This window comes from Nocardioides zhouii (assembly GCF_004137345.1).
Lineage (GTDB): Bacteria > Actinomycetota > Actinomycetes > Propionibacteriales > Nocardioidaceae > Nocardioides > Nocardioides zhouii.
On sequence record NZ_SDWV01000004.1, the window covers coordinates 119,709 to 145,086 of the forward strand.

24 protein-coding genes are annotated in these 25,378 nt (G+C 71.4%); 6 read left to right on the forward strand and 18 right to left on the reverse strand.

The window, feature by feature from the left end:
• Positions 1–10: 10 nt before the first annotated feature.
• Genes EUA94_RS22060 through EUA94_RS05300 form a run of 4 tightly spaced genes read right to left on the reverse strand, consistent with a single transcriptional unit; the run spans position 11 to position 3,311 of the window.
• A complete protein-coding gene (locus EUA94_RS22060) occupies positions 11–184 on the reverse strand; it encodes a hypothetical protein (protein ID WP_165356807.1) in 174 nt (57 codons plus the stop codon).
• Between the two features lie 39 nt (positions 185–223).
• Complete coding sequence (locus EUA94_RS05290; RefSeq protein WP_129425426.1) at positions 224–1,165, reverse strand: type II secretion system F family protein; 942 nt, start codon at positions 1,163–1,165, stop codon at positions 224–226.
• Entirely contained in the window at positions 1,162–2,016 is an 855-nt protein-coding gene (locus EUA94_RS05295; RefSeq protein ID WP_129425428.1) for a type II secretion system F family protein, read from the reverse strand. The genes EUA94_RS05290 and EUA94_RS05295 overlap by 4 nt, the downstream gene beginning before the upstream one ends.
• Complete coding sequence (locus EUA94_RS05300; protein WP_129425430.1) at positions 2,016–3,311, reverse strand: TadA family conjugal transfer-associated ATPase; 1,296 nt, start codon at positions 3,309–3,311, stop codon at positions 2,016–2,018. Before EUA94_RS05300 ends, EUA94_RS05295 begins: the two co-directional genes overlap by 1 nt.
• Positions 3,312–3,524: 213 nt before the next feature.
• Here EUA94_RS05300 and EUA94_RS05305 point away from each other — a divergent pair, with 213 nt between their 5' ends.
• Positions 3,525–3,821: a helix-turn-helix transcriptional regulator gene (locus tag EUA94_RS05305; protein WP_129425432.1), complete on the forward strand. Its 297-nt coding sequence runs from the start codon at positions 3,525–3,527 to the stop codon at positions 3,819–3,821.
• Positions 3,814–5,109 carry a type II toxin-antitoxin system HipA family toxin gene (locus EUA94_RS05310; protein ID WP_129425434.1) on the forward strand — a complete coding sequence of 432 codons (1,296 nt, stop codon included), beginning with the start codon at positions 3,814–3,816 and terminating at the stop codon, positions 5,107–5,109. Before EUA94_RS05305 ends, EUA94_RS05310 begins: the two co-directional genes overlap by 8 nt.
• Here EUA94_RS05310 and EUA94_RS22380 read toward each other — a convergent pair.
• The 5 genes from EUA94_RS22380 to ligD (EUA94_RS05330) all read right to left on the reverse strand — a co-directional run bounded on the left by EUA94_RS22380 (position 5,081) and on the right by ligD (EUA94_RS05330) (position 8,493).
• A complete protein-coding gene (locus EUA94_RS22380) occupies positions 5,081–5,623 on the reverse strand; it encodes a GNAT family N-acetyltransferase (protein WP_242494700.1) in 543 nt (180 codons plus the stop codon). The two genes, EUA94_RS05310 and EUA94_RS22380, sit on opposite strands and share 29 nt — an antisense overlap.
• Positions 5,620–6,315: a response regulator transcription factor gene (locus EUA94_RS05320; RefSeq protein WP_129425438.1), complete on the reverse strand. Its 696-nt coding sequence runs from the start codon at positions 6,313–6,315 to the stop codon at positions 5,620–5,622. Before EUA94_RS05320 ends, EUA94_RS22380 begins: the two co-directional genes overlap by 4 nt.
• Positions 6,316–6,335: 20 nt before the next feature.
• Positions 6,336–6,482 (reverse strand): hypothetical protein, encoded by a 147-nt coding sequence (locus EUA94_RS22065; protein ID WP_165356808.1) that lies wholly within the window; start codon positions 6,480–6,482, stop codon positions 6,336–6,338.
• Positions 6,483–6,602: 120 nt separating this feature from the next.
• Positions 6,603–7,517 carry a non-homologous end-joining DNA ligase gene (ligD, locus tag EUA94_RS05325; protein WP_129425440.1) on the reverse strand — a complete coding sequence of 305 codons (915 nt, stop codon included), beginning with the start codon at positions 7,515–7,517 and terminating at the stop codon, positions 6,603–6,605.
• Positions 7,518–7,578: 61 nt separating this feature from the next.
• A complete protein-coding gene (gene ligD / locus EUA94_RS05330) occupies positions 7,579–8,493 on the reverse strand; it encodes a non-homologous end-joining DNA ligase (protein WP_129425693.1) in 915 nt (304 codons plus the stop codon).
• A gap of 47 nt (positions 8,494–8,540) precedes the next feature.
• Between ligD (EUA94_RS05330) and ku the strand changes: the two genes are divergently transcribed.
• Entirely contained in the window at positions 8,541–9,464 is a 924-nt protein-coding gene (gene ku / locus EUA94_RS05335; protein WP_129425442.1) for a non-homologous end joining protein Ku, read from the forward strand.
• 283 nt (positions 9,465–9,747) lie between these two features.
• Here ku and EUA94_RS05340 read toward each other — a convergent pair whose 3' ends face one another.
• The 4 genes from EUA94_RS05340 to EUA94_RS05355 form a co-directional block, all read right to left on the reverse strand.
• Entirely contained in the window at positions 9,748–10,638 is an 891-nt protein-coding gene (locus tag EUA94_RS05340) for an alpha/beta fold hydrolase (RefSeq protein WP_129425444.1), read from the reverse strand.
• Between the two features lie 18 nt (positions 10,639–10,656).
• Positions 10,657–12,102, reverse strand: coding sequence for a carboxyl transferase domain-containing protein (locus EUA94_RS05345; RefSeq protein ID WP_129425446.1), 1,446 nt, complete (start codon positions 12,100–12,102; stop codon positions 10,657–10,659).
• 61 nt (positions 12,103–12,163) lie between these two features.
• Positions 12,164–13,339, reverse strand: coding sequence for a CaiB/BaiF CoA transferase family protein (locus EUA94_RS05350; protein WP_129425448.1), 1,176 nt, complete (start codon positions 13,337–13,339; stop codon positions 12,164–12,166).
• Positions 13,340–13,346: 7 nt separating this feature from the next.
• The gene (locus tag EUA94_RS05355; protein WP_129425450.1) at positions 13,347–14,666 is read right to left on the reverse strand and encodes an SLC13 family permease; all 1,320 of its coding nucleotides are present in this window, start codon (positions 14,664–14,666) and stop codon (positions 13,347–13,349) included.
• 117 nt (positions 14,667–14,783) lie between these two features.
• On the opposite strand from EUA94_RS05355, the gene EUA94_RS05360 reads away from it, so the two are divergent.
• Together EUA94_RS05360 and EUA94_RS05365 are read left to right on the forward strand one after the other, a co-directional pair.
• Complete coding sequence (locus EUA94_RS05360; RefSeq protein WP_129425452.1) at positions 14,784–15,485, forward strand: FadR/GntR family transcriptional regulator; 702 nt, start codon at positions 14,784–14,786, stop codon at positions 15,483–15,485.
• Complete coding sequence (locus EUA94_RS05365; RefSeq protein WP_129425454.1) at positions 15,482–16,252, forward strand: sulfite exporter TauE/SafE family protein; 771 nt, start codon at positions 15,482–15,484, stop codon at positions 16,250–16,252. The genes EUA94_RS05360 and EUA94_RS05365 overlap by 4 nt, the downstream gene beginning before the upstream one ends.
• A 78-nt stretch (positions 16,253–16,330) precedes the next feature.
• Here EUA94_RS05365 and EUA94_RS05370 read toward each other — a convergent pair whose 3' ends face one another.
• Positions 16,331–21,208, reverse strand: a complete 4,878-nt coding sequence (locus EUA94_RS05370) for an NAD-glutamate dehydrogenase (protein WP_129425456.1) — start codon at positions 21,206–21,208, stop codon at positions 16,331–16,333.
• A gap of 74 nt (positions 21,209–21,282) precedes the next feature.
• Between EUA94_RS05370 and EUA94_RS05375 the strand changes: the two genes are divergently transcribed.
• Entirely contained in the window at positions 21,283–21,750 is a 468-nt protein-coding gene (locus EUA94_RS05375; protein WP_165356809.1) for a DUF2505 domain-containing protein, read from the forward strand.
• Here EUA94_RS05375 and EUA94_RS22875 read toward each other — a convergent pair.
• From EUA94_RS22875 to EUA94_RS05390, 4 genes are read right to left on the reverse strand one after another with little or no spacing between them, the layout of a single operon-like run.
• Entirely contained in the window at positions 21,747–21,881 is a 135-nt protein-coding gene (locus tag EUA94_RS22875; protein ID WP_277986080.1) for a hypothetical protein, read from the reverse strand. The two genes, EUA94_RS05375 and EUA94_RS22875, sit on opposite strands and share 4 nt — an antisense overlap.
• Before the next feature lie 10 nt (positions 21,882–21,891).
• Positions 21,892–23,520: an L-glutamate gamma-semialdehyde dehydrogenase gene (pruA, locus tag EUA94_RS05380; RefSeq protein ID WP_129425460.1), complete on the reverse strand. Its 1,629-nt coding sequence runs from the start codon at positions 23,518–23,520 to the stop codon at positions 21,892–21,894.
• A 56-nt stretch (positions 23,521–23,576) separates the two neighbouring features.
• A complete protein-coding gene (locus EUA94_RS05385) occupies positions 23,577–23,921 on the reverse strand; it encodes a DUF6912 family protein (protein ID WP_129425462.1) in 345 nt (114 codons plus the stop codon).
• Positions 23,918–25,366 (reverse strand): WS/DGAT/MGAT family O-acyltransferase, encoded by a 1,449-nt coding sequence (locus EUA94_RS05390; protein WP_129425465.1) that lies wholly within the window; start codon positions 25,364–25,366, stop codon positions 23,918–23,920. Before EUA94_RS05390 ends, EUA94_RS05385 begins: the two co-directional genes overlap by 4 nt.
• Positions 25,367–25,378: the final 12 nt, after the last annotated feature.

Consider the following 25,378-nt stretch of genomic DNA (forward strand, 5'->3'; position numbering starts at 1 on the left):
GGGAGCGGCCTCAGCCGCTCACCATCGAGAAGGCCTGCACCAGCAGGTTGCGCAGCTCGTCGCCGACGAACGGCGTGAGCGCGGCGACGACGATCGCGGTCATCAAGGTGACCATCACCCAGCCGGGCACGTCACCCCGGTCGTCGCGTGGGCGGTGGATCAGTCCCGAGATCGACTGGTGCATGAGCAGTCCTTTCGTTGGTGGAGCCAGGTCGGGGTGGGGTCAGGGTGTGGTGAGGCGCAGGCCGAGCACGCCGGGGTAGAAGGCGAAGAGGATCGTCACGGGCAGCACGAAGAAGACGACCGGCGCCATCATCGCGATCTCCTTGCGGGCGGCGGTCTCGATGAGGAGCCGGCGCCCGGCCTCGCGTACGTCGGCGGCCTGGGCGTGCAGCACGTCGGCCAGGGGCGTGCCGCGCTCCATCGCGACGGTGATGCCGGTAGCGAAGCGGGCGACAATGGGCAGTCCGGTGGAGCGGGCCAGCGTCTCGAAGGCCGTGCCGACCGGCTCACCGGTGCGCACCCGGGCGAGCACCTGGGCGAGGTCTTCGGAAAGCGCGCCGTGGCTGCGCCGGACCACCCGGTCGAGCGCGGAGACCGGGCTCTCCCCCGCCGCGACCGAGAGCGCGAGCAGCTCGGCGATGGTGGGGAACTCGGTGAGGACCTGTCGTTCGCGGTTCTTGACCTGGGTGCTGAGCCGGTTGTCGCGCAGGAAGACGCCGCAGGCGAGGCCGAGCGCGCAGAACACCACGGCGGAGCCGACGCCGCCCACCCCGCCGAGCGCGCGCAACAGGCTGAAGGCGGCAGCCGCGGCGAACCCGACCAGGCCCCAGACCACCTGCTCGATGCGGAAGTCCTGAACCGTGCGATCGAGCCCGGCGCGCTCCAGCCGGCGGCGTACGGAGCTGCTGCCACCCATCACCCGTTCGACGAGGTCGGCCGCCGACCGCAGGACCGGGCCGAAGATCTCCGTCGCGGCCGAGGTCGGCGACGACAACACCGGCCGGAGTGCCGGGGCCTGGTCACGGAGCGGGACGTCACGCACGTACGGAAGGACGCGGACAGCGAGCTGGGGACGTCGGAGCGCCGCGATCCGGAGCACCACGAGCACGAGTCCGAGGCCCGCGCCACCACCGAGCAGCGCGCCCCACACGGTCGTGCTCACGACAGGATCCGCTTCTCGACCGGGAGCCGTCCGATCCTCATCATCGCGGTGTAGGCGAGGACGCAGACAGCGAAGCCGATGCCCAGCACGAGCGCGCCGCCGGGAGATGCGTAGCGGCGGATGGCGGTCGTCTGGAAGGACATGAGCAGCAGCACGATCCACGGCGCGGCGACGGCGAGGCGCGCACCGTTGACCGTCCACGCCTGGCGCGACTCGAGTTCGGAGCGGGTGCGCGCGTCGTCGCGCAGGAAGCCCGAGAGGTTGCGGAGCAGCCTGCCGAGGTCACCGCCGCCGACCTCGCGGGCCAGGCGCAGCCCCTCGATCACCCGGTCCCCCACCGGATCGGCCAGCCGGTCCTTCAACCGGTCGAGGCACTCGCCGAACCGCCCGGTGACCTGGTAGTCGAGGGCGAACTGGCCGAAGTCGTGGCGCAGCGGCTCCGGTCCCGACGTGCCGAGCGCCGCGACCGCGTCGGGCAACGACAACCCCGCGCGTACGGCGCTGGCGAGGTTGTCGACCGCCTCGGGCCAGACCTCGACGAAGTCGCGCAGCCGGCGGGCGGCCCGCTGGCGCAGCACCGCGACCGGCACGTAGCCGGCCATCGCGGCGAACACGAACGCGACCGGCAGGGTCTGCGACACCGCCTGCACCACGGCGAGGGCGACGGCGAAGAGCACGGCGCACAGCGCCACGACGCTGGCCGGGGTGACGTCGCTCAGACCGGCGCGGCCGAGCAGGCGGGCAAGCGCGGACGAGGTGGGGTGGGTGACCTTGGGTCGGCGCGGCAACGCGAAGGCCGACCAGATCAGCAGCAGGCCCACCCCGACGCCGAGCCCGACCAGGGCGCCCATCAGCGCTCGCCCGGACGCGGCTCGGAGGCGAGGAGCGCGTGGACGTCGATCCCGACCCGCTCGTAGCGCTCGACCCTGGCGGGCACCCCGCCCGTACGCCTCAGTTCGGCGCCGGTGCGCACGAAGATCGGCTCCACCTCGATCACGTCGGCCTCGACACGACCGGGCACCGACACGATCTCGTTGACCCGGCGTACGCCGTCCGCGCCGAGGCCGAGGTGGACGACGATGTCCACCGACGTGGCCACCGTCGGCACCACGAACCTCGCGGAGATGTTGTCGCCGGCCAGCAGCGGCAGGGTGCACATCTTCACGAGCGCCTCGCGGGCGCTGTTGGCGTGGAGCGTGCACATCCCCGGGAGCCCGGAGTTGAGCGCCAGGAGCAGGTCGAGGCACTCGGCCGCCCGCACCTCACCCACCAGGATGCGGCTCGGCCGCATCCGCAGTGCCTCCTTCACGAGGTCGCGCAGCACGATCTCGCCGGTCTGCTCGAGCCCCGCCTGCCGGGTCTGCATGGCGACCCAGTCGGGGTGGCTGAACCTCAGCTCGAAGACCTCCTCGGCGCTGACCACCCGCTCGCCGCCGGGCACCGACGCGGCGAGGCAGTTGAGCATCGTGGTCTTGCCGGCCTGGGTGCCACCGGCGACCAGGATGTTGAAGCCGGCACGGACCGAGGCCTCGAGGAACGAGGCGGCCTGCGGGGTGAGGGTGCCCAGCGCGACAAGGTCGGAGAGCCGGTGCGCCCGGAGCAGGAACTTACGGATGTTGACCGCGGTGAAGCCGCGGGTGATGCCCTCGAGCACGACGTGGAGGCGATGGCCCTCGGGCAGCATCGCGTCGACGAACGGCGTGCTGATGTCGAGGCGGCGCCCGCTCGACTTGAGCATCCGCTCGACCAGCTCGTTGACCTGAGCGGCGTCGAGCCTGAGGTTGGTCAGCTCGTGGCGGCCGCGCCGGGCGATGAAGACCCGCTCGGGCGAGTTGATCCACACCTCCTCGACCTCGGGGTCGTCGAGGAAGGGCTGCAGCGGCCCGAACCCGGAAATGCGGGCCACCAGCTCACCGACCATCGCGCCGTCGTCGGCGATCGGCGCCACGGCTCCGGTGAGGCTGAGGTCGTCGTGGTCGCGTACGACGTCCTCGGCGATGCGGCGTACGACGAGCGCCTCGCGCTGCGGGTCGACGCCCTCGCGGCGGACCCGGTCGCGCACCTGGGCGTCGAGCCGCTCGACCAGCTCGTCGTGGGCGCGCGGGGTCGACGCCGGCCGATCGATCGCCAGACGGTCCAGTGCCATGCGTGCCTGCTTCCCCGAGAAACGTGCACCACGGACGCTACCCAGCACCGGCTGTCGAAAAACAGAGGCTTGGTAAAGGTTGTGGAGAACTCTCAGAGCATCGGCGACGGCTCGTCGGAGAGCATCGGTTGATCGCTTTTCAGATCATCTGGCCTCAGACGGCGGATGCTACATATTCAGCGCATTCGGCTGAACCTCGTATATGCTCGCTATATGGAGCAAGCGCGGCGCCCCGATGTTCGATGGGCCTACGAACCCGCCGAGCTCGGCCGTGCCGTCCGCGGCACCCGGCAGGAGCGTGGTCTCACGCAGCAGGAGCTCGCCGAGCGTCTCGGCGTCGGTCGCATGACGATCTCCCGTCTGGAACGCGGTGATTCGGTGTCCGTCGAGACGGCCATGCGCGCCCTCTCCGAGTGCGGCTATGCGATCGCGGTCGCGCCCAAGTTCACCCGCCTGGTCGCGCAGCCTCGTACCACGCATGCCGTTGCGGACGAGTCGTCCGATGGCTAGCCGCTCTCCCGAGCTCGAGGTGTGGCTGCACGGCCGGCACCTCGCGACCCTGCGGGAGCGGGCCGCGTTCCGCTACCACCTCGGCTTCACCGAGGAGGCTCTCGACGAGTACGGAGAGGGTGCGCGGATCCTCTCCCTCGCCATTCCGGTCTCGCGCTCGCCCGTGGAGGACCACCGGACGGACCCGACGACCAGGCCCGTCTCGGCGTTCCTCGAGGGACTCCTGCCCGAGGGAAACCTCCGCGCCCAGATCGCCACCGTGGCCAGGGTCGCAGCCACCGACAAGATGGCGCTCCTGCGGCAGGTCGGTGCCGAGTGCGCCGGCGCAGTCCAGTTCCTGCCGGCGGGTCAGGCGCCCACCGCGGGGCATGTCCGGCCGCTGGACCAGACCGAGGTCGACGCCATCGTCGAGGACCTGCCCATCTACCACCTGCCACACGGCGCCGCCGTGCAGGCGTCGCTCGCCGGCATCCAGGACAAGGTGTTGTTGACCGCCCTGTCGGACGGGGGTTGGGGGTGGCCCGAGGACGGGGCGGCGTCGACTCACCTGATCAAGCCGCAACCCGCATCCGGCAACGTCCTGGACCGCCTCATCGAGGCCGAGGACTGGGCCATGCGCGTCGCTGCCGCGGCGGGACTCGATGCCGCGCGCACCCGCCTGACGACCTTCGGCGAACGCCCCGCGATCGTGGTCACCCGCTACGACCGGACCGCCGAGGGGCACCGTCGACACCAGGAGGACTTCTGCCAAGCGCTCGGGCTGGATCCCCAGGCCAAGTACGAGTCCCCGGCGGAGCGCGAGACCTACGGCGCCGCGCGCCTGCGTCGGCTCACCTCCCTGGCCGCGGTGCGCAGCACGGACCCCGACGCGTTCCGACGACAGCTGCTCTCCTTCGTCACCTTCAACGCCGTCATCGGCAACGGCGACGCGCACTCCAAGAACTACTCCCTGCTGCTGGGCACCCAGGGCGAGGTCACCCTCGCACCTCTGTACGACGCGGCACCCGTGATGTTCCTCGCCGCGCGCTTCCAGAACACCGGGCAGCTCATCAACGGCCGCACCCGGATCCCGGCCGTCTCCGTCGCCGACCTCGCTGCGGAAGGCGCCAGCTGGGGGATGAGCGCCAGCCGGGCGGCCAGCACGGTGCGATCAGTCATCGATTCCACGTGGGACGCAGTGCACGCGACGCCACTTCCGGCCGGGATCGAGCGGGTACTCCCTCAGCTCGAGAACCTGTGGGCCACGCGATCCTGGCGCGTCAACGAACAAGCCACTCGTCGCGCGTGACCCGGTAGAGCCGGCTGTCCCCCTCGTACCACGGGTCCTGCTGCACACCGAGGAACGGCAGGCCGAGGCGCTCGGCGACGTGGGCCGACGCGTCGTTGTCGACGTACATCCCGCACCACACCTCCGCCAGCCCGCGCTCGAAGACGTCGTCGATCAGTGCTCGGGCGGCCTCGGTGGCGTAGCCGTGGCCGGCCGAGTCGGGGTGCAGCCACCAGCCGACCTCGTACTCCCCCATGAAGAGTCCGGTGTCGAGACGGTGGGCGCGGGCGAGCGACACCTTCCCGGCGACGACTCCGGTGTCGCGGACCACGATCGCGCGAGTCACGTCGAACTGATCGGCCGCCTCGCGCTGCCGACGTACGTCGATCCAGTCCAGCGCTTCGTCGAGATCGGCCATCGGCGCTGGCGGCGGGTTGCCCAGCCAGCGGATGACCTCGGACCTGCCGAGGGTGTCGAGGACGCGCGGCGCGTCGGCAGCGGCGTACGGCCGCAGCAGGAGGCGCTCGGTCCTCAGGCCGGGCTGCCGGTCTCGAGGCGGAAGCCGACACCGCGGATGGCGACGACGCGCTCCCCCGCCTCGGCAGCCTCGAGCTTGCTGCGCAGGCGACCGATGGTGACGTCGAGGGTCTTGGTCGAGCCGTACCAGTTCTGGTCCCACACCTGGTTCATCAACGTCTCGCGCGGCACCACCTTGTCGTGGTGGGAGGCGAGGACCGCGAGGACGTCGAACTCCTTGGCGGTCAGCGCGAGCTCGCGCTCGCCGAGGTGTACGCGGCGCGAGGCGGCGTCGATCTTGAGGCCCGAGGCGGTGGTGACGGTGGTGTCGTTGGGTACGACGACCGCGCTGCGGCGCAGCAGCGCCCGCACCCGCGCGAGCAGCTCGGCGAGGCCGAACGGCTTGGCGAGGTAGTCGTCCGCACCGACGTCGAGGCCGACCACCCGGTCGAGCTCGCCGGCCCGCGCGGTGACCATGATGATCCCCCCGGTGTAGCCGCCCGCGCGCATCTGCCGACAGGCGTCGATGCCGTCCATGTCGGGCAGGCCGAGGTCGAGGATGACGACCGCCGGAGCCTCCTCGATCACGAACTCCACTGCTTCTGCGCCACCCGAGACGCGACTGACGTCGTAGCCTTCCCGCTCCAGGGTGCGCATCAGCGGGACGGCGATGTCTTCCTCGTCCTCAACCACCAACACGTCGTGCACCATGCAGGGAGCATAGAGGCCGGTCATCGAGAGGTGTGGTGAATGCCCATCTCGCTGGTCGGGGTGATGACCGTCTGCGACGGCGAGGCCGGGGCCTGCTCACCGGGTCCGAGCACCACGGATCCCGCCGCCAGGAGGACGGCGACCGGGATCAGCAGGAGGCGGGACACGTGTCAAGGATCGGTTGCGTCCCTCCACGCGCGACCCTCGTGACGGTCACATGAAGTAAAAGAATCGGGCAGGAACGGGTGCAAACGGGCAATGACGGGCAATGGCATCGGAGGGCCCGCTCAGGCCTCGAAGACGTCCCCCAGCTCGGCCACCCGCGCGAGCACCTGCTCGAAGGTGAACTGGTCGAGCGCGAGCTCGTCCTCCGCGCCCTCCTCGACCTCGTCCCAGGTCAGCGGCGTTGCGGCAGTGGGCCGCTCCTTGCCGCGCAGGGAGTAGGGCGAGACGGTGGTCTTCGAGCCGGAGTTCTGCGACCAGTCGAGGAACACCTTGCCCGGCCGCCTGGCCTTCGTCATGGTCGCCGTCACGAGGTCGCCGCGCTCCTTCTGCAGCTCCTCGGCGATCTCCTTGGCCAGCGCGGTCGTGCCGTCGCTGTCGAGGCTCTTCCTCCCCGTGTCGGGCAGCGGGGCGTAGAGGTGCAGGCCCTTGCTCCCACTCGTCACCGGCGAGCAGGTCAGGTCGCGCTCGGCCAGCGCGGCGCGTACGAGCAGCGCCACCTGCGCGCACTCGTGCAGGCCGGCCGGGTCACCGGGGTCGAGGTCGATGACCAGGCGGTTGGGGTTGCGCGGCACGCCCTTCGCGTCGACCGTCCACTGGTGGACGTGCAGCTCGAGGGCGGCGAGGTTGGCCAGCCAGGTGAGCGTCGCGAGGTCGTCGCAGATCGGGAAGCGCAGCGTCCCATCGCCCTTGCCGGCCCGCGAGCCGGTGGTGGACACAGTGGCCGTACGCACCCACGACGGCGTGCCGGCCGGCGCGTTCTTCTCGAAGAAGCTCGACCCCTCCACGCCGTGCGGCCAGCGGATCCGGGTGACCGCGCGGTCCTTGAGGTGCGGCAGCAGCACGGGCGAGATCTGGGCGTAGTAGTTGAGCACCTCGCCCTTGGTCGTGCCGGTGCGCGGGTAGAGCACCTTGGCGAGGTTGCTGATGGAGAGCGTGCGGCCCTCGACGTCGACGTGCACCTCGTTGGTCGGGCTCATCCGGGGTCCCCGCGGCGTTGTTCGGGGGAGCGAAGCGGAGGAGAAGAACGTTGGGGGGTGGTCATCCAAGATCCTCTGGGGAGAGGTCGTCGCGGACGCCCCGGAAGGACGGCTGCCGGAGCCGTTCGTACCCCAGTCCGTGCGTGTCGATGTCCACCACGACCCGCGGCTCGACCCAGAACGTGCCGTCGGCATCCACCCGGGGTACGTCGTCGGCGAAGGGCGACGAGTCGCTGGCCAACGGGGCGAGGAGCGCAGCCAGCCTCGTGCTGGTGGCTCCGGCGATGCCGCTGCCGACCCGGCCGCGGTAGAGCAGCCCGCCGGCGGTCTGCTCGCCGACGAGCAGTGCGGCCAGCCGGTCCGGCGTACCGACCTGCGGGCGCCAGCCGCCGACGACGAACGACCCGCGGTGGCGGTGCGCCAGCTTGCGCCAGTCCTCGCTGCGGGCGTCGAAGCGGTAGCGCGAGGCGCGGCGCTTGCTCACGACCCCCTCGAGCCCCTGGGCGAGGGTGGCGTCGAACAGCATGTCGCCGTCGTCGTACGCCGCCGGCACCTGCCACGTCGTGTCGGCGAGGGGCAGCTCCTCCAGCAGCGCGCGGCGCTCGTCCAGCGGACGACCGGTGAGGTCCTCGCCGTCGAGGCGGAGCAGGTCGAACACCATGAGTGTCGCCGGCACCGACTTCACGAGCCGGGCGACCTCCTTGGCGTTGCGCAGGTGCATCCGGTGCTGGAGGACGCGGAAGTCGGGAAGGCCGCGTTCGTTGAGCGCGATCACCTCGCCGTCGACGAGCAGGTCGCGGTCCCCGAGGGGCGGGTCGCTCAGCTCGGGCCAGGCGGCCGTGACGTTGTTGTCGTTGCGGCTGGTCATCCGGGCGACCCCGTCGCGTACGTCGATGAGGACGCGGACGCCGTCCCACTTGACTTCGTGGAGCCACTGCGCGCCGGTCGGCACGCGGTCGGTCTTGCTGGCGAGCATCGGGCGCACGGCTGCAGTCTGTCAGTCACTGCGGCTATCGTTTCGGGATGCGAGCGATCTGGAAGGGTGCCGTCTCCTTCGGCCTGGTCAGCGTCCCCGTGAAGCTCTACGCGGCCACCGAGAGCCATGACGTCTCGTTCCGCCAGGTGCACGCCAAGGACGGCGGGCGCATCAAGTACCAGCGCGTCTGCTCCCTCGACGGCGAGGAGGTGGCCTACGCCGACATCGCCAAGGGATACGAGACCGAGGACGGCGAGATGGTCATCCTCACCGACGACGACATGGCCGAGCTCCCGTCGACGTCGTCGCGCGAGATCGCTGTCGAAAAGTTCGTGCCGAGCGAGCAGATCGACCCGCTGCTCTTCGAGAAGTCTTACTACCTCGAGCCCGAGGGCGCCGGCGCCAAGCCGTACGCCCTGCTCCGCCAGGCGCTGCTCGACGCCGACCGGATGGCCGTCGTGACGGTCGCCCTGCGCCAGCGCACGAGCATCGCGGTGCTCCGCGTCAAGGACGACATCATCGTGCTCCAGACGATGATGTGGCCCGACGAGATCCGCACCCCCGACTTCTCGGTCGAGTCCGGCGACGTGAAGCCCGCCGAGGTGAAGATGGCGCACATGCTCGTCGAGACGCTGGCCGGCGACTTCGACGCCACCGAGTTCGAGGACGACTACGCGGGTGCCGTCGAGGCGCTGGTGAAGTCGAAGATCGAGGGCGGCGAGATCAAGCGCACCGAGACCTCGACCAAGACCTCCGGCGAGGTCGTCGACCTGCTCGCGGCCCTGCAGAAGTCGGTCGCCGCCGCCAAGACCGCGCGCGGCGAGGACGCCGACGCGGCTGACGACAAGCCGGCGACGAAGGCGGCAGCCAAGAAGGCTCCCGCCAAGAAGACCGCTGCGAAGAAGGCGCCGGCCAAGAAGACCGCCGCCAAGAAGACCGCTGCCAAGAAGCAGGCGAAGAAGGCCAGCTGACCGCTGCCGCGCCGCCTCGAGCGGTGCGTGAGACATCTTCCGCGCGCCCGGAACATGCGCCACCCACCGCTCCAACCGGGCTGTCAGGCGCCGTCGTCGGACGGCGCGCTGGTCAGCGGTGGCCCAGCCACCTTCGCGGCGTACGGACTGTGGGTGGACCACCGCTCGCGGGCAGAGCGGTGGTACGGCGCCCTGGTCAGCGGTGGCCCAGCCACCTTCGCGGCGTACGGACTGTGGGTGGACCACCGCTCGGGCGGACTGCCACGAGCCCGAAGAGCAGAGGCTAGAGCCCCGCGAGATCCCGGAGGTCGGCGAGGATCTCGTCGAGCTTCGCGACCAGGGAGAGGTGTCCCTCGTCGTCGTGGAGGTGGGCGCGGGCGCCCGGGATGGCGCGCGCCAGCCAGCGGCCGTGGTCGTACGGCACCATCTTGTCGTGGGCGCCCTGCCACACCGAGACGGGCACCGTGATGTCACGGACGTCGAACCCCCAGGGCCGGACGATCTGGAGGTTGTCCTCCAGCATCCCGACGGCACCCTGGGCGACGGAGTGCCGGAAGGTCGCGGCGAGGTGATCGGCGAAGTCGCCCGTCAGCGCAGCAGCGTCGACCTCGTCGACGAGGCCGCCGAGGGCGGCGACGATGTCGTCGCCGCCGACCTGCGCCAGCTCGGCCGTCTGCTCGTCGGCCAGCGGACGGAAGGCCTCGCGTCCGATGCGGGCGGCCTCGAAGTCGCGGACGTTCTCAGGGCCCATGCCGGCCGTCCAGTCCAGGCCGTCGACGCCGTACGGCGCGACGCCGGCGAGGGTCGCCACCGCGCGGCACCGCTCGGGGAGCAGCGCGCCGCACGCCAGCGCACGCGGGCCGCCGCCTGACCAACCGAGGGTGACGAAGTCACCGATCCCGAGGTGCTCGAGCAGGAGGACGGTGTCGTCGACGTCCGCGGCGATCGGGACCGGCCACTCGCCCACCTCGGGCCGGGGGGTCGAGGCGCCGTAGCCGGGCCGCGAGTACGTGACCAGCCGGAGGCCGGCCCGCGCCACGGTGTCGGAGAGCGTGCGGTCCTCGACGACTGCCGTCGGTGTGCCGTAGTGGTGGACGAAGGGGAAGCCGTCCGGGTCACCGCCGGTCAGGTACTCGAGCAAGCGGCCGTCGGGCAGGGTGAGCAACTCGACCATGCCCGATCGTCGCACGCCTCAGGCGCCGATCCGCACCTCTGTACGGGTGGCCTCGCGCAGCAGTGCCGACACCTCGGCGGCGACCGCGACCGCGAGGTCGCGCGCGGACTCTCCGTCGACCTCCGGCACCACGTGCTGCACGATCCCGTCGGCCAGGAGGTCCGTGGCACGCACCCGCTGGCGCGTCGCCATCTCCGCGGCGTGGTCGACGTCGCCGTGCACGATCACGCTCGCTCCCTCCGCCGGGAGCGGGGCGAGCCACGCGTGCTCGGCCGCGATGACCGTACGGGCGGGCAGGAACGCGAGCGCCCCTCCCCCGCACCCCTGGCCGAGGATGACCGCGACTGTCGGCACCGTCATCGTGGTGAGCGTCGCGATGCACCGGGCGATCTCGCCTGCGATGGCGCGCTCCTCGGCCTCGGGCGACAGCTCTGCGCCGGGGGTGTCGATGACCGTGACCAGCGGGAGGCCGAGCTCCCCGGCGAGCCGCATGCCGCGGCGTGCCTCGCGGAGGGCACCAGGCCCCATCGCGTGGCCGGGCGTCTGGCGAGCCCGGTCCTGGCCGACGACGACGCACGGCTGGTCGTCGATGCGGGTGAGCGCCACCATGACTGTCGAGTCGCGCTCGCCCTCGTCGGTGCCGCGCAGCTGGATCGTCCCGCTCGCGCCGTGGGCGAGGAGGTCGCGCAGGCCCGCCCGGTCCGTACGCCGCGTGCGCTCGATGCTCTCCCACGCGCTCGCGCCGGCGAGCGGCCGGGCGGCACGGCCGGGCAGCCGGCCCGGGCCGGGTGCGTCGACCAGCACCCCGAGGGCGAGGTCGACCATCGCGGGCAGGTCCTCCGCGGCGACGACGCCGTCGATGACGCCGGCGGCGGCGAGGTTCTCCGCGACCTGGACGCCGGGACGGAACGGCCGCCCGTTGAGCGCCTCGAAGACCTTCGGCCCCAGGAAGCCCACCAGCGCGCCGGGCTCGGCCACGGTGACGTGCCCCAGCGATCCCCACGAGGCGTAGACGCCACCGGTCGTGGGGTGGCGCAGGTGCACGAGGTAGGGCAGGCCGGCGGCCCGGTGCTCCATCAGCGCGCGGGAGATCTCGGCCATCCGTACGAAGGCGGGCGTGCCCTCCTGCATGCGGGTGCCGCCCGACGCGGTGCTGGCCAGCAGGGGCAGGCCCTCGACGGTGGCACGACGTACGGCCGAGGTGATCCGGTCGGCTGCGGCGCGGCCGATCGAGCCGGCGAGGAAGCCGAACTCGTTGACCACGACCGCCACCGGCCGGCCGCGGACCTCACCGCGGCCGGTGAGCACGGACTCGTCGGTGCCGGCCTTGGCGGCTGCCGCCTCGAGGACGGCGCGATAGCCGGGCTCCACCGACGAGAGGTCGATCGGCTCGTCCCACGACACGAAGGTGCCGGGGTCGAGCACCAGGTCGAGCAGCTCGTGGGCCGACCAGCGACGCGTCACGGGGTCCCCGCGGCGTTGTCTGGAGGAGCGCAGCGGAGGAGGAGAACGTCGTGGGGTGTACTCACGCCCCTCCGCCCCCGACCCAGGCGCGGATCTCGTCGGCGTGCTGGTCGAGCAGCGGCGGTGCCGTGTGGTCCTTGCGCGTCACCTCGTCACCGGAGGCGTCGAAGAACCGCAGCGGCGAACCCGGCAGCGTGATGTCGCCCAGCGTCGGGTGCTCGACGTCGACGAGCAGGCCCTGGCTGGCGACCTGGTCCCACTCGTAGACCTCGTCGAGGTTGCGCACCTTGCCGGCCGGCACGCCGACCTCGGCGAGCCGGGCGAGCAGGGGTTCGGCGTCCCAGTCGGCGAAGGCCGCCTCGACGACCTCGATGACGCGGTTGCGCTGGCCGACCCGCTCCTGGTTGGTGGCCAGGCCGTCGGCGTCGGGGTCGATCCCGAAGCCGCCGCAGAACCGCTTCCACAGTCCCTCACTGCCCAGCGCGATCTGCACCGCTCCGTCGCGGCAGCGGAAGAGCCCGTACGGCGCGATCGAGGGGTGGTGGTTGCCCTGCGCCCGGCCGACCTCGCCGGCCACGGTCCAGCGGGTGCCCTGGAAGGCGTGCACCCCGACGCACGAGGCCAGCAGCGACGTACGCACGACCGTGCCCTTGCCGGTCGCGTGGCGCTCGTGCAGCGCGGCCAGCACGCCGTACGCGCCGTACATCCCGGACAGCAGGTCGGCGATCGGCACGCCGACGCGCTGCGGGTCGTCGGGACCGGAGCCGGTCAGCGACATCAGGCCGGCCTCGCCCTGGGCGATCTGGTCGTAGCCCGCGCGGCCGCCCTCCGGACCGTCGTGGCCGAAGCCGGTGATCGAGAGGACGACGAGCCGCGGGTTGCGGCGCATCAGCTCCTCGATGCCGAGGCCGAGCCGCTCGAGGACTCCGGTGCGGAAGTTCTCGACCAGCACGTCGGCGCGCTCGACGAGGCCGATGAGCACGTCCTTGTCGGCCTCGTCCTTGAGGTCGAGCGCGATGGACTCCTTGTTGCGGTTGGTGCAGAGGAAGTACGTCGACTGGCGGGCGTCGGGCTCGCCGACGAACGGCGGCCCCCAGCCGCGCGTGTCGTCGCCGCTGCCGGGCGCCTCCACCTTGATCACGCGGGCGCCGAGGTCGCCGAGCATCTGGGTGGCGTGAGGCCCGGCGAGGGCGCGGGTCAGGTCGACGACGAGGAGGTCGCTGAGTGGTCCGGTCATCAGCGGGTCACCATCCCGGGAGGACGAGGGCGGCCCAGACGAGCAGCGGCCCGACCAGGGTGACGATCACGCCGTAGCCGAGGATCTGCTTGTAGTAGACCGGCTCGCTGATGGAGTCGGGCTTGTTGGCCAGCATCAGGGCGCCGTTGGTGGAGAACGGGCTGACGTCGACGATCGTCGACGACACCGCAAGGGCAGCCACGAAGAGCGCGGCGTTGATGCCACCGTCGGCAATGAGCGGCACCCCGATCGGGATGATCACCGGCAGCAGGGCCGTGGACGAGGCGAACGCGGACACGACGCCGCCGACGTAGCAGAGGATCAGGGCACCGATCGCGGCCGCACCGAGACCGGCGGCCCACTTCCCGACGAACTCCGGCGAGCCCGCCGTGGTGAGGATCGTGGCGTAGGTGCTGACACCCGCGACCAGCAGCACGGTCGGCCACGCGATCTGCTTGACCGCGTCCTTGTGCTCGTTGGCGTTGAGCATCGCGAGGATGACGGCAGCGGTGATCGCGACGAAACCGATGTTCTTGTCGAAGACCAGAGAGACGAGCGCGACGGCGACGAAGGCGAGGAGCGTCAGGATCTGGTCACGGCGTACGCCCTGGGCCTGCGTGCCGACCGGTGCGCTGGCGCCCATGCCCCGGGCCGGGACGGTCGCGCCGCCGCGGTGCAGGTCCTCGTCGAGCGTGTCCGGGTCGTCGGGGTCGATCCGCATGGCCATCAGCTTGCGGCCGCCGAGGGCCACGAAGAGGATCGCGGCCATGATCGTGTTGACGATCAGGCTGGCCAGGAAGACGGTGATCTCGCTGGACGGCAGACCGGCGTCCTCCATGACGGAGTTGGTGATCACGCCGTAGATGGAGATCGGCGAGAAGCCGCCGGCCTGGGCACCGTGCACGACGAACATGCCCATCATGAGCGGGCTGATCCCGTAGCGGCCGGCGAAGCCGAGTGCGATCGGGCCGATGATCGCGCAGGCCGCCGGGCTGACGGCGCCGATGCCGGTCAGCACCGCGGTCACCGCGAACATCACCCAGGGGATCAGCGCCACCCGTCCGCCGACGCCGCGCACCGCGGTGCGGACGATGAGGTCGACCGTCCCGTTGTTGCGCGCGATCGCGAACAGGTACGTCACGCCGATCAGGGTGAGGATGAGGTCACCGCTGACTCCGGCGAGGATCTCCTTCTCGGTGAGGTCGAGGGCGTACATCCCGACGAACCACGCGGCGACGTAGGCCAGCGCTCCCATGTTGATCGGCAGCAGCGTGCCGATCACGAACAAGGCGACCAGTGCGATGATCGCCACCCATTCCGGACCCATCTCGAACCTCCGAGCTCGATGGCCGACACGGCGGGGACCTGGGGTGACCCTCGTCACGTGCTTGGCTCAGTGGCCTAGCCAATAGGACAATGAGCCTTTCGTCAATAGGGTGTCCGCATGAGCGAGTCGTTCCCTCCCCGGTTGCTCCGCACCCGTCTCTACGAGCAGGTGGCCGGCCAGATCTCGTCCTGGATCGGTGACAACGGCCTCCAGGCGGGCGACCGGCTGCCGCCGGAGCGCGAGCTGGCCCAGCGGCTCGGCGTCAGCCGGGCCACGCTCAGCCAGGCGCTGGTGGCGCTCGAGGTGATCGGGGTGGTGGAGGTACGCCACGGCGACGGCACCGTCGTCACCGCGGGGCACCGTCAGTCGACCCGCATCGTCGAGGCGATCCGCAGCCACGCCGACCGGTTGCCGGAGGTCATCGAGACCCGCGACGCGCTGGAGACCAAGATCGCCGCCCTCGCCGCCGCCCGCCGCACCGACGACGACCTGGCCCGCATCGACGACGCGCTCGCCTTCATGGAGTCCGACATCGAGGTCGGTGGACGCGGCGTCGAGGGTGACGAGCGGTTCCACGGCGCGGTCACCGCGGCCTCGCACTCGCTGCTCCTCGCCCGGCTGATGGACGAGATCGGCGACCTCATCAAGGAGACCCGACTGGAGTCGCTCGGCCAGCCCGGACGTCCGCAGGCCTCGCTCGCCGGGCACCGCGCCATCGCCGAGGCGATCCGCGCCGGCGATCCCGCGGCCGCCGCCGCTGCCATGCACGCGCACGTCGAGATGGTCAGCGACGTCGCCCTCCTGCGCGAGCAGTCGTGACCCTGGTCGAGGCGCTGCTGGTCGTCGTGACGGGAGTCTTCGCCGGGGTGCTCTCGAGCACCGTGGGCGTCGCCTCGCTCCTGAGCTTCCCGGTCCTCGTGGCGCTCGGCCTGCCGCCCGTCGTGGCCAACGTGACCAACACGCTCGGCATGATCCCGGCCGGCCTGGGCGGCGTGGTCGGCTACCGCGACGAGGTGCGCGAGGCGGGGCGGCTGGCGTACGTCATCGTCCTGGTCTGCGCGGGCGGCGCGGTGCTCGGCGCGGCGCTGCTCCTCGGGCTGCCGCCCGGCGTCTTCGAGACGGTCGTGCCGTTCCTCATCCTCTTCACCTGCCTGCTCGTCGGCATCCAGCCGCGGGTCGCCGCCTGGCTGCGCGCCCGCCACGAGCGGCGGCACGGCGAGGCGCTGGCCGAGCGCCGCCACATGTCCCCCACCACGACCGTCTTCGCCACGATCACCGGGATGTACGGCGGCTACTTCGGCGCCGGGGCCGGCGTGATGATGGTCGCCGTCCTCGGCCTCGGCACCGACCTCGAGCTGCGCATCGTCAACGGCCTCAAGACGCTGTCGCTGATGGTCGGCAACATCGTGGCCGGGCTGATCTTCGTCGTGGTCGCCGACCCGCGCTGGGACATTGCGGCGCTGCTCGCCGGCGGCTCGCTCGTCGGTGGCTACGTCGGAGCCCGCATCGGCCGCAAGCTGCCCGACGCAGTCTTCCGGTGGGCCGTCGTCGCGGCGGGGATCGTCGCGGCGCTGCTGCTGTTCTGACCTGCCCGGAGGCCACCGCTGGGTCGAGTGCGGAGCCTGGCGGCGACCACTACCGCGAGCGCACTCGACCCGCGGGCGTCAGGACAGCAGGCCGCGCACCACGCGCAGGCCCACCGACAGGCGGGCCAGCTCGGCGGTCTCCTCGCGACAGATCTCCTCGAGCGTCTCGGCCGAGCGGCTGATCAGCTCCTGGTCGGCGTCCTCCCACGCGGCGACCCGCACCGGGGCGGGGTCGTCGGAGCTGGTGGACTCGAGCACCTGGGCGGTCAGCTGCTGGTGCACGCCGTAGAGGTCGTCGCGGACCGCGGCGCGCGCCATGGTCTGCCACCGGTCGTCGCGGGGCAGAGCGAAGATCCGCTCGACCAGGGCCGGCAGCCCCAGCCGCTCGCCGAGGGCGAAGTGGACTCGGGCCACGTCGACCGGGTCGATGCCGAGCCGGTCGCCGGTCTCGACGATGCCGAGCACGGCGTACGCGGAGGCGAGCACCGCGACGCGCGACGCCAGCTCGGCGGGCACGCCGTTGGCATCGAGGCGCGACTGTCGTGCCCGGAAGTCGTCGAGCTCGCGGCCGCTCATGATCGACGGCAGCTCGGCCATCACGGCCTGCACCCGCTCGCGGAAGAAGTCGACCGTCGCCCGTGAGTCGAGGGGCGGGCGCCGGTTGGTCACCAGCCAGCGCGACGCGCGCTCGACGAGCGTACGCATCTCGATGCGCATCCGGGTCTGGCGCTCGGCCGGCACCCGGTTGTCGAGCGCGGCGATCTCCTGGCGCAGCGGCAGCGACCCGAAGATCTCCCGGGCCACGAAGTTCGCGCGGGTGAGGTCGGCCGGGCTCGCGCCCGTCTCCCCCGCGAGCCGCGGCCAGAAGGTCATGCCGGCGCCGTTGACCAGGTCGTTGACGACCTGGGTCACGATGATCTCGCGGCGCAGCGGGTGGTCCTCGATGGCCGCCTGGAGGTCGGGCACCATCTGCTTCGGGAAGTACGCCAGCAGGTCCTCGCGCAGGTACGGGTCGTCGGGGAGGTCGGACTCGATCAGCTCGTCGGCGAGCACGATCTTGGTCCACGCCAGCAGCACCGAGAGCTCGGGCGCCGACAGGGCCTGCTTGCGGTCGAGCCGGCGACGCACCTGGCGCGTGCTCGGCAGGCCCTCGAGGTCGCGGTTGAGCACGCCCCGCTTCTCCAGGGCCCGCATCCACTCCTCGTGCACGTGGAGCAGCGACGGGGCGTGCGCCTCGGCGTTGGCGAGGGCGAGGTTCTGCTCGTAGTTGTCGCGCAGCACCAGCGTGCCGACCTCGTCGGTCATCTCGGCCAGGAGCTGGTTGCGTCCGGTCTCGTCCATCCCGCCCGCGCGCACCACACGGTCGAGCAGGATCTTGATGTTGACCTCGTGGTCGGAGGTGTCGACGCCCGCGGAGTTGTCGATGAAGTCGGTGTTCATCCGGCCGCCGTCGCCGCCGGCACCGTAGCGGGCGTACTCCACCCGGCCGAGCTGGGTGAAGCCGAGGTTGCCGCCCTCGCCGATGCACTTCGCGCGCAGGTCCTCGCCGTTGACGCGGATCGCGTCGTTGGCCTTGTCGCCGGCGTCGGCGTTGGTCTCCTCCGACGACTTGACGTAGGTGCCGATGCCGCCGTTCCAGAGCAGGTCGACCGGCGCCAGCAGGATCGCCTTCATCAGCTCGGCCGGGGTCATCGCGGTGATGTCTGCGCCGAGCCCGAGCACCTCGCGCACCTGCGCGGAGACCGGGATCGACTTCGCCGATCGCGGCCACACGCCGCCGCCCTCGGAGATCAGCGAGGAGTCGTAGTCCTTCCAGCTCGAGCGCGGCAGGTCGAAGAGCCGCTGGCGCTCGGCGTACGACGACGCGGCGTCGGGCACCGGGTCGATGAAGATGTCGCGGTGGTCGAAGGCGGCGACCAGGCGGGTGTGCTCGGAGCACAGCAGGCCGTTGCCGAAGACGTCGCCGGACATGTCGCCGATGCCGACGGCCGTGAAGTCCTCGGCCTGGCAGTCGACGCCCATCTCGCGGAAGTGGCGCTGCACGGAGACCCACGCGCCCTTGGCGGTGATGCCCATCGCCTTGTGGTCGTAGCCCACGGAGCCGCCGGAGGCGAACGCGTCGCCGAGCCAGAAGCCGTAGTCCTTGGCCACGCCGTTGGCGATGTCGGAGAAGGTCGCGGTGCCCTTGTCGGCGGCGACGACGAGGTAGGAGTCGTCGCCGTCGTGGCGGACGACCTCGCGCGGCGGCACCGTCTCGCCGTCGACGAGGTTGTCGGTGATGTCGAGCAGGCCGGAGATGAAGGTCTTGTAGCAGGCCACGCCCTCGGCCAGCCACGCGTCGCGGTCGGCCGGGTCGGGCAGCTGCTTGCAGAAGAACGCACCCTTCGCGCCCACCGGCACGATGACGGTGTTCTTCACCATCTGCGCCTTCACCAGGCCGAGCACCTCGGTGCGGAAGTCGTCGCGTCGGTCCGACCATCGCAGGCCACCGCGGGCGACCGCGCCGAAGCGCAGGTGGGAGCCCTCGACCCGCGGGCTGTAGACGAAGATCTCGTAGCGCGGGCGCGGCTCGGGCAGGTCGGGGATCGCCGACGGCTCGAGCTTGAAGGACATGTACGGGTGGACGTTGCCGTCCGCGGTCCGCTGGAAGAAGTTGGTGCGCAGCGTGGCCCGGACGAGGGTCCGGTAGGACCGCAGGATGCGGTCGTGGTCGAGGCTGACCACGTCGTCGAGCGCTTTCGCGAGCCGCTCCTCGATCGCCTCCACCTTGGCCACGCGCGCCTCGGCGTCGGCGGCGAGCACCCGGTCGCTCCGACCCGGGTCGAAGCGCGACTCGAAGAGCTCGACGAGCAGCCGGGTGATGTCGACGTTGCTGCGCAGCGCCTCCTCGATGTAGTCGAGGGCGAAGGGCGAGTTGCCCTGCTTGAGGTACTTCGCGTACGCGCGCAGCACCGTGGCCTGGCGCCACGTCAGCCCGGCCGCGAGGACGAGCTGGTTGAACCCGTCGATCTCGTTGTAGCCGTCCCACACCGCGCGCAGCGCCTCGGCGAACAGGGTGCGCTCGTGGAGAGGCAGCACGCGCCCGTGGCGCAGCCCGAACTCATAGATGTACGACGGCCGCGCCAGGCCCTCGAGCTCGTAGGGGCGCTCGTCGACGACCTCGACGCCCATCGAGGTAAGCATCGGCAGCATCGTGCTGAGCGACAGGGGCTCGCCCACGCGGAAGACCTTGAGGCGCGACTCGCCACGGCGGTAGGTGCCGGCCTGCTCGTCCTGGTCGAAGAGGACAAGGTCGATGCCCTCGTCGCCGCCGGAGATCGCCTCGATCCGGCCGAGGTCCAGGGAGCCCTGCCACGGCAGGAAGTCCTCCTTGTAGGCCTCCGGGAAGGCGTTGGACCACGCGCGGGCCAGCTGCGAGCCCCCGCCCTCGCCGTGCTCGCTGACGACGGCCGCGATGAAGTCGTCGCGCCACGACCGGGACGCCTCGGTGAGCCGGCGCTCGAGGTCGGGGACGTCGAAGTCGGGGATCTGGGTGCCCTTGGGCGGGTGGACCACGAAGTGCACGCGGGCCGTCGTCGACTCGTTGACGCGGGCCGTGAACTCGACGTGCTCGCCGTTGAGCCGCTCGCTCAGGATCTCCGAGAAGCGCTCGCGCACGGCCGTGCTGTAGCGGTCGCGGGGCAGGTACACGAGCACCGAGACGTAGCGCCCGTACGTGTCGCGGCGTACGAACGCCCGCAGCTGGCGCCGCTCGCGCGCGAACATCACGTCCTGCGCCACCGGTGCGAGCTCGGCCGGCGAGGTGTGGAAGAGCTCGTCGCGCGGGTAGTTCTCCAGCGTGTCCATCAGCGCCTTGCCGGCGTGGCTGCGCGGGTCGAAGCCGGCGCGGGCCATCACCTCGCCGACCTTCTCGCGCAGCACGGGGATCCGCGTGACGGACTCGGTGTAGGCAGCACTCGAGAAGAGGCCGAGGAAGCGGCGCTCGCCGATGACCTGGCCATCGGCGCCGAACGTCTTCACGCCCACGTAGTCGAGGTACGCCGGACGGTGCACGGTGGCGCGCGAGTTGGCCTTGGCCAGCACGAGCAGCTTCTTCTCGCGGGCCTTCGCCTTGACGATCGGCGGCAGCTTGGCGAACGAGCTGGAGAGGTCCTGGTCGTGGCGCAGGATGCCGAGCCCGGTGCCGGGCATCGCGCGCAGCCCGTACTCCTCGGGCACACCCTCCTCCGCCTCCAGCTGGTACTCCCGGTAGCCGAGGAAGGTGAAGTGGTCGTCAGCCAGCCAGGTGAGGAAGTCGCGTCCCTGGGTGACCTCGACCTCCGTCAGCGGCGGGGGTGCGTCGGCGAGCTCGTCGACGAGGGCCAGCACCTGGGCGTGCATCTTGGCCCAGTCCTCGACCGACTCCCGGACGTCGCGCAGCACCCGCTGGACGCCCTCGGTGATCGCGGCAGCCTCCTGCTCGTCGGTGCGGTCGATCTCGACGTGCATCCACGACTCGGTGCCACCCTCGTCACCTCCGCTACCAGGCGTCGCGGACGGCTCCTCGGCGGCCGCGCCGACCTCCTGGAGCGTGCCGGTGATGTCGCGCTCGACAGTGAGCTGGGGGTGGATCACGGAGTGCACGTTGTGGCCGAGCCGGTTGAGCTCCATCGTCACCGAGTCGACGAGGAAGGGCATGTCGTCGGTGACCACCTCGACGACCGACCGGCCGGCCGCGGACCAGCCCGCGTCGGCGCTGGTGGGGGTGACGACCCGGACGGCGGCGGTGCCCTGCGGGCGCGACGAGGCGAGCTCGCGGTGCGAGGCCAGCGCGCCGAACAGGTCCTCGGGCGAGCGCTCGGCGACCTCCTCGGGGGCCACGTGGCGGTAGTAGGCGCGGAGCAGGTCGCCCCAGTCGGGCCGTGCCCGCGTCGCCTCGTCGAGCTGCTGGTCCTTGGTCTCCTCGGGCGTCGCCACGCACCGACCATAGAACCCGCCGAGTGACGGTCACAACACGGGGTCAGGACCCCGTTTGGGACATGATGGGCGCCATGAACAAGCTCACCAAGAAGCTGACGTACGACGCCACGGCGGAGGCCGTGACCGCCATGCTCGACGACCCCCAGTTCCGCGAGGAGGTGCTCGAGCGGCAGCAGGTCGTACGCGGCTCGGCGACCATCGACGGCGACGTCGTGACCATCGAGCAGGTGCGTGCCGGCGACGACCTCCCGTCGTTCGCGCGCTCGTTCGTCGGCGACGAGATCCTGATCGTGCAGACCGAGAACTGGACCTCCCCGACCTCGGCCGACGTACGCCTGGCGATCCCCGGCAAGCCGGGCGAGGCGGTCGGGACGCTGGAGCTCGTCGAGTCCGGTGGCACGACGACGGAGACCATCGCCCTCGACATCAGCGTGAAGATCCCGCTGGTGGGCGGCAAGATCGAGAAGCTCATCGCCGGGATCATCGAGTCGGCGCTCGACGTCGAGCAGCGCGTCGGCCGGGAGTGGCTCGCGCGCTAGTCGGACCCCTCGGCCGCGTCCGCGCGGCGTCGCAGCCACACCACGACCCCGAGCACCACGAACGGGCCGAACGCCAGCAGCAGTACCAGCGCCTGCTCGTACGGGTGCAGCGCGCCCATGTGCAGCGGCACCACGAGGGCGTCAGCCCTGGTGGGGGTAACGGTGGTCCTTGGGCGGCACGAAGGTCTCCTTGATCGACCGCGGCGACGTCCAGCGCAGCAGGTTGACCGCGGCGCCGGCCTTGTCGTTGGTGCCCGACGCGCGGCCACCGCCGAACGGCTGCTGGCCCACGACGGCGCCGGTCGGCTTGTCGTTGATGTAGAAGTTGCCCGCGGCGAAGCGCAGCGTCTTGCGGGCCCAGGCGATGGCCGCGCGGTCCTGCGAGATGATCGCGCCGGTGAGGGCGTACGGCGCGAACGACTCCATCTGCTCCACGACCTGCTCGAACCGGTCGTCGTCGTAGACGTGGACGGCGAGGATCGGACCGAAGTACTCGTCCGAGAACATCTGGTCGGTCGGGTCGGTGGACTCGACGATCGTCGGACGCACGAAGTAGCCCACCGAGTCGTCGGTCTGGCCGCCGGCGAGCACCGTGAGGTGCTTGGTCCGCTTGGCCCGCGCGATGGCCGCCTTGTGCTTGGCGAACGCCCGGTCGTCGATCACCGCGCCCATGAAGTGGGACAGGTCGGTGACGTCGCCCATCGACAGCGCCTCGGTGTCGGCGATCAGCTGGTCCTTGATCTTGGCCCAGACCGACTTCGGGACGTACGCCCGCGAGGCGGCCGAGCACTTCTGGCCCTGGAACTCGAACGAGCCCCGGATCATCGCCACGCGCAGCACGTCGGGGTCGGCCGACGGGTGGGCGACGATGAAGTCCTTGCCACCGGTCTCGCCCACGATGCGCGGGTAGGTGCGGTAGGAGGCGATGTTCTCGCCGATGGTGCGCCACAGGTGCTGGAAGGTCGGCGTCGATCCGGTGAAGTGGATGCCGGCGAGGTCGCGGTGGGCGAGCGCCACCTTGGACACGTCGAGGCCGTCGCCGGGCAGCATGTTGATGACGCCGGGCGGCATCCCGGCCTCCTCGAGCAGCTCCATCGTCAGCGACGCGGCGAGCTGCTGGGTCGGCGACGGCTTCCAGATGACGGTGTTGCCCATGAGGGCGGGAGCGGTCGGCAGGTTGCCGGCGATCGCGGTGAAGTTGAACGGCGTGATCGCGTAGACGAAGCCCTCGAGCGGGCGGTGGTCCGTACGGTTCCAGATGCCCGGGCTGTTGGCGATCGGCTGGTCGGTGAGGATCTGCTTGGCGTAGTGGACGTTGAAGCGCCAGAAGTCGATGAGCTCGCAGGCGGCGTCGATCTCGGCCTGGTAGGCCGTCTTCGACTGGCCGAGCATGGTGGCGGCGTTGAGGCGCTGGCGCCACGGGCCGGCCAGGAGGTCGGCGGCCTTGAGGATGATCGCGCACTTCTCGTCGAACGGCATCGCCCGCCAGTCGGGTGCCGCGGCCGCGGCCGCCTTGATGGCGGCCTCGGCGTCCTTGGTCGTCGAGTTCCGCAGGGTGCCCAGGACGTGGCCGTGGTCGTGCGGCTGGACGACCTTGATCTCGGCGCCCCCACCGTTGCGCCGCTTGCCGCCGATCACGGCCCGGAAGGACTGCTGCTTCCGCTCCTGCACGGCCAGCTCGGTGATGAGCGCCTCACGCTCGGCGCTGCCGGGGGCGTAGGTCAGGTTCGGCTCGTTGGTGGGAGCCGGCGGGAAGGTGATCGCGTCCATGCGGCTGATCGTGTCAGACGCGGACGCGGGCCTCCAAGTGCCGACTCAGGGCAGCTTCAGGTGGAGGCGAGCAGGTCGCCGATCTCCTGGCTCGCCCACCACGCGAGGTCGTCGTCGGGATCGGCGTCGTCGCGGTCGTCGACATGTACGGCGACCACCTCACGCCACGTCGCCGGTCCCTCGGCCGAGGCGCTCTCGACGACCACCACGACCCGGCGCCGCTGCCCGTCGGGCAGGCCCGCCAGCAGCTCTGTTGACGCGTCCGCCGCGGTCATCAGGGCGGCGTACTCGCTCTCCTCGCCGTCGTCGGCGGCCACCACGGGGTCCCCGTCGTCGGGCCCGGCGCCATCCCACTCCGCGCCCAGGCGCGGAAGGGTGCTGGGCAGGTAGCGGCGGGTCACTTCTTTCTCCCCGGTGCCTTCGTACGACCGCGCGGCGCCCGCGGCCGGGAGTCGCTGGCCGAGTCCTTCAGCTCCTCGAGCGACTCCAGGACGCACTGGCCGAGCACGTCGGCGTCGGGCACGGCGTCGCGGTCTGCGGTGATGCCGTAGAACACGCCCCCGTCGTACGACGTGACACCGATCGCGAGCGGGTGGTCGGGCAGCAGCGGGTGGACGGGGTAGGACTCCAGCATCCGCGCGCCGTCGGCGTAGAGCGGGAACTGCGGGCCCGGGACGTTGGTGATCGCGAGGTGGAACCCGCCCCGGAGCTCGGCCGCGGCCAGCCGGGAGCCCAGCGCGTGGAAGGTGGTGGGCGCGAATCCGGCGATGCCGGAGAGACGCCGGGCGGAGACGTTGCGGCCGTTGTCGCGGTGGGCCTTGAGGTCGTAGCTCACCTGGTGGAGGCGGACGACCGGGCTCGGCTCGCTGATCGGGAGGTTCACCAGGTGACCGGTGATCTGGGTGCCGAGCGAGGTGGCCTCGAGGTCGTCGTCGATGACCGACATCGGCACGATCGCCTTGATCGTGCGCAGCCCGCCCATGGACTCGGCCCGCGTCATCAGCCAGCCGCGCAGGCCGCCCGCGAGGGTCGCGAGGATGACGTCGTTGACCGTGCCGCCGTGCACCTCGCGGATCCTGCGGTAGTCGGCGAGCTCGGTGCTCACGGTGACGAAGCGGCGCTGCTGAGACAGCTTGCGGTGGACCGGCGTCGAGTGGACGGGCCCGCGCCCCGCCAGGGCGTTGGCGACCTCGGCGAAACGGCCGCCCGTCGCGGACGCCTGGCGGGCGAGCGACTCGGCGTTGGCGCGGGTGGTCGACCACAGCGTCCGCGGGCTCTCGAGGCTGTCGGTCACCGCGTTGAGGGCGACCCCGACGGGACCCGCCGTACGCCGTGGGCGCCAGTCGTCGTCGTGGCCCAGCGTCGAGCGGTCGGCCGAGGTGTCGAGGAGGACCTGGCCGATGTCGACGGTCTCGCGGCCGTCGACGAGGATCTGGTGGCTCTTGGTCAGCAGTGCGATCCGGCCCTCCGCGAGGCCCTCGACGAAGTAGACCTCCCACAGCGGACGGCTGCGGTCGAGGGGTCGCGAGGCGATGCGCGCGACGAGCTCGCGGAGCTGGTCCATAGTGCCGGGCCGCGGCAGCGCCGAGCGGCGTACATGGTAGCCGAGGTCGAAGGTCTCGTCGTCCACCCAGGCCGGGTTGGCCAGCCGCCCCGGCACCAGCTGCAGCCGCTGGCGGTAGCGCGGCACGAAGGCGATCCGGTCGGCGATCAGGTCGACGAGGCGGTCGTGGTCGAACCCCGAGGCACCGGGGTCGAAGATCTCGACCGTCGCGTTGTGCATCGGCGTCGTGGGGGACTCGGCGGCCAGGATGGCCAGGTCCCGAGGCCGGAGCCGCTCACTCATGCACTGCCCTCT

What these genes read in the sequence shown, in the direction of transcription:
- EUA94_RS05350 (WP_129425448.1), bottom strand. Translation starts at nt 13,339, where the DNA reads ATGACCGGACCACTCAGCGACCTCCTCGTCGTCGACCTGACCCGCGCC.
- EUA94_RS05310 (WP_129425434.1), top strand. Translation starts at nt 3,814, where the DNA reads ATGGCTAGCCGCTCTCCCGAGCTCGAGGTGTGGCTGCACGGCCGGCAC.
- EUA94_RS05360 (WP_129425452.1), top strand. Translation starts at nt 14,784, where the DNA reads ATGAGCGAGTCGTTCCCTCCCCGGTTGCTCCGCACCCGTCTCTACGAG.
- EUA94_RS05320 (WP_129425438.1), bottom strand. Translation starts at nt 6,315, where the DNA reads ATGGTGCACGACGTGTTGGTGGTTGAGGACGAGGAAGACATCGCCGTC.
- EUA94_RS05300 (WP_129425430.1), bottom strand. Translation starts at nt 3,311, where the DNA reads ATGGCACTGGACCGTCTGGCGATCGATCGGCCGGCGTCGACCCCGCGC.
- EUA94_RS05340 (WP_129425444.1), bottom strand. Translation starts at nt 10,638, where the DNA reads ATGGTCGAGTTGCTCACCCTGCCCGACGGCCGCTTGCTCGAGTACCTG.
- EUA94_RS05355 (WP_129425450.1), bottom strand. Translation starts at nt 14,666, where the DNA reads ATGGGTCCGGAATGGGTGGCGATCATCGCACTGGTCGCCTTGTTCGTG.
- EUA94_RS05295 (WP_129425428.1), bottom strand. Translation starts at nt 2,016, where the DNA reads ATGGGCGCCCTGGTCGGGCTCGGCGTCGGGGTGGGCCTGCTGCTGATC.
- pruA (WP_129425460.1), bottom strand. Translation starts at nt 23,520, where the DNA reads ATGGACGCGATCACCTTCCCGCCGGCTCCCACCAACGAGCCGAACCTG.
- ku (WP_129425442.1), top strand. Translation starts at nt 8,541, where the DNA reads ATGCGAGCGATCTGGAAGGGTGCCGTCTCCTTCGGCCTGGTCAGCGTC.
- EUA94_RS05390 (WP_129425465.1), bottom strand. Translation starts at nt 25,366, where the DNA reads ATGAGTGAGCGGCTCCGGCCTCGGGACCTGGCCATCCTGGCCGCCGAG.
- EUA94_RS22060 (WP_165356807.1), bottom strand. Translation starts at nt 184, where the DNA reads ATGCACCAGTCGATCTCGGGACTGATCCACCGCCCACGCGACGACCGG.
- EUA94_RS05305 (WP_129425432.1), top strand. Translation starts at nt 3,525, where the DNA reads ATGGAGCAAGCGCGGCGCCCCGATGTTCGATGGGCCTACGAACCCGCC.
- EUA94_RS05375 (WP_165356809.1), top strand. Translation starts at nt 21,283, where the DNA reads ATGAACAAGCTCACCAAGAAGCTGACGTACGACGCCACGGCGGAGGCC.
- ligD (WP_129425693.1), bottom strand. Translation starts at nt 8,493, where the DNA reads ATGCTCGCCAGCAAGACCGACCGCGTGCCGACCGGCGCGCAGTGGCTC.
- ligD (WP_129425440.1), bottom strand. Translation starts at nt 7,517, where the DNA reads ATGAGCCCGACCAACGAGGTGCACGTCGACGTCGAGGGCCGCACGCTC.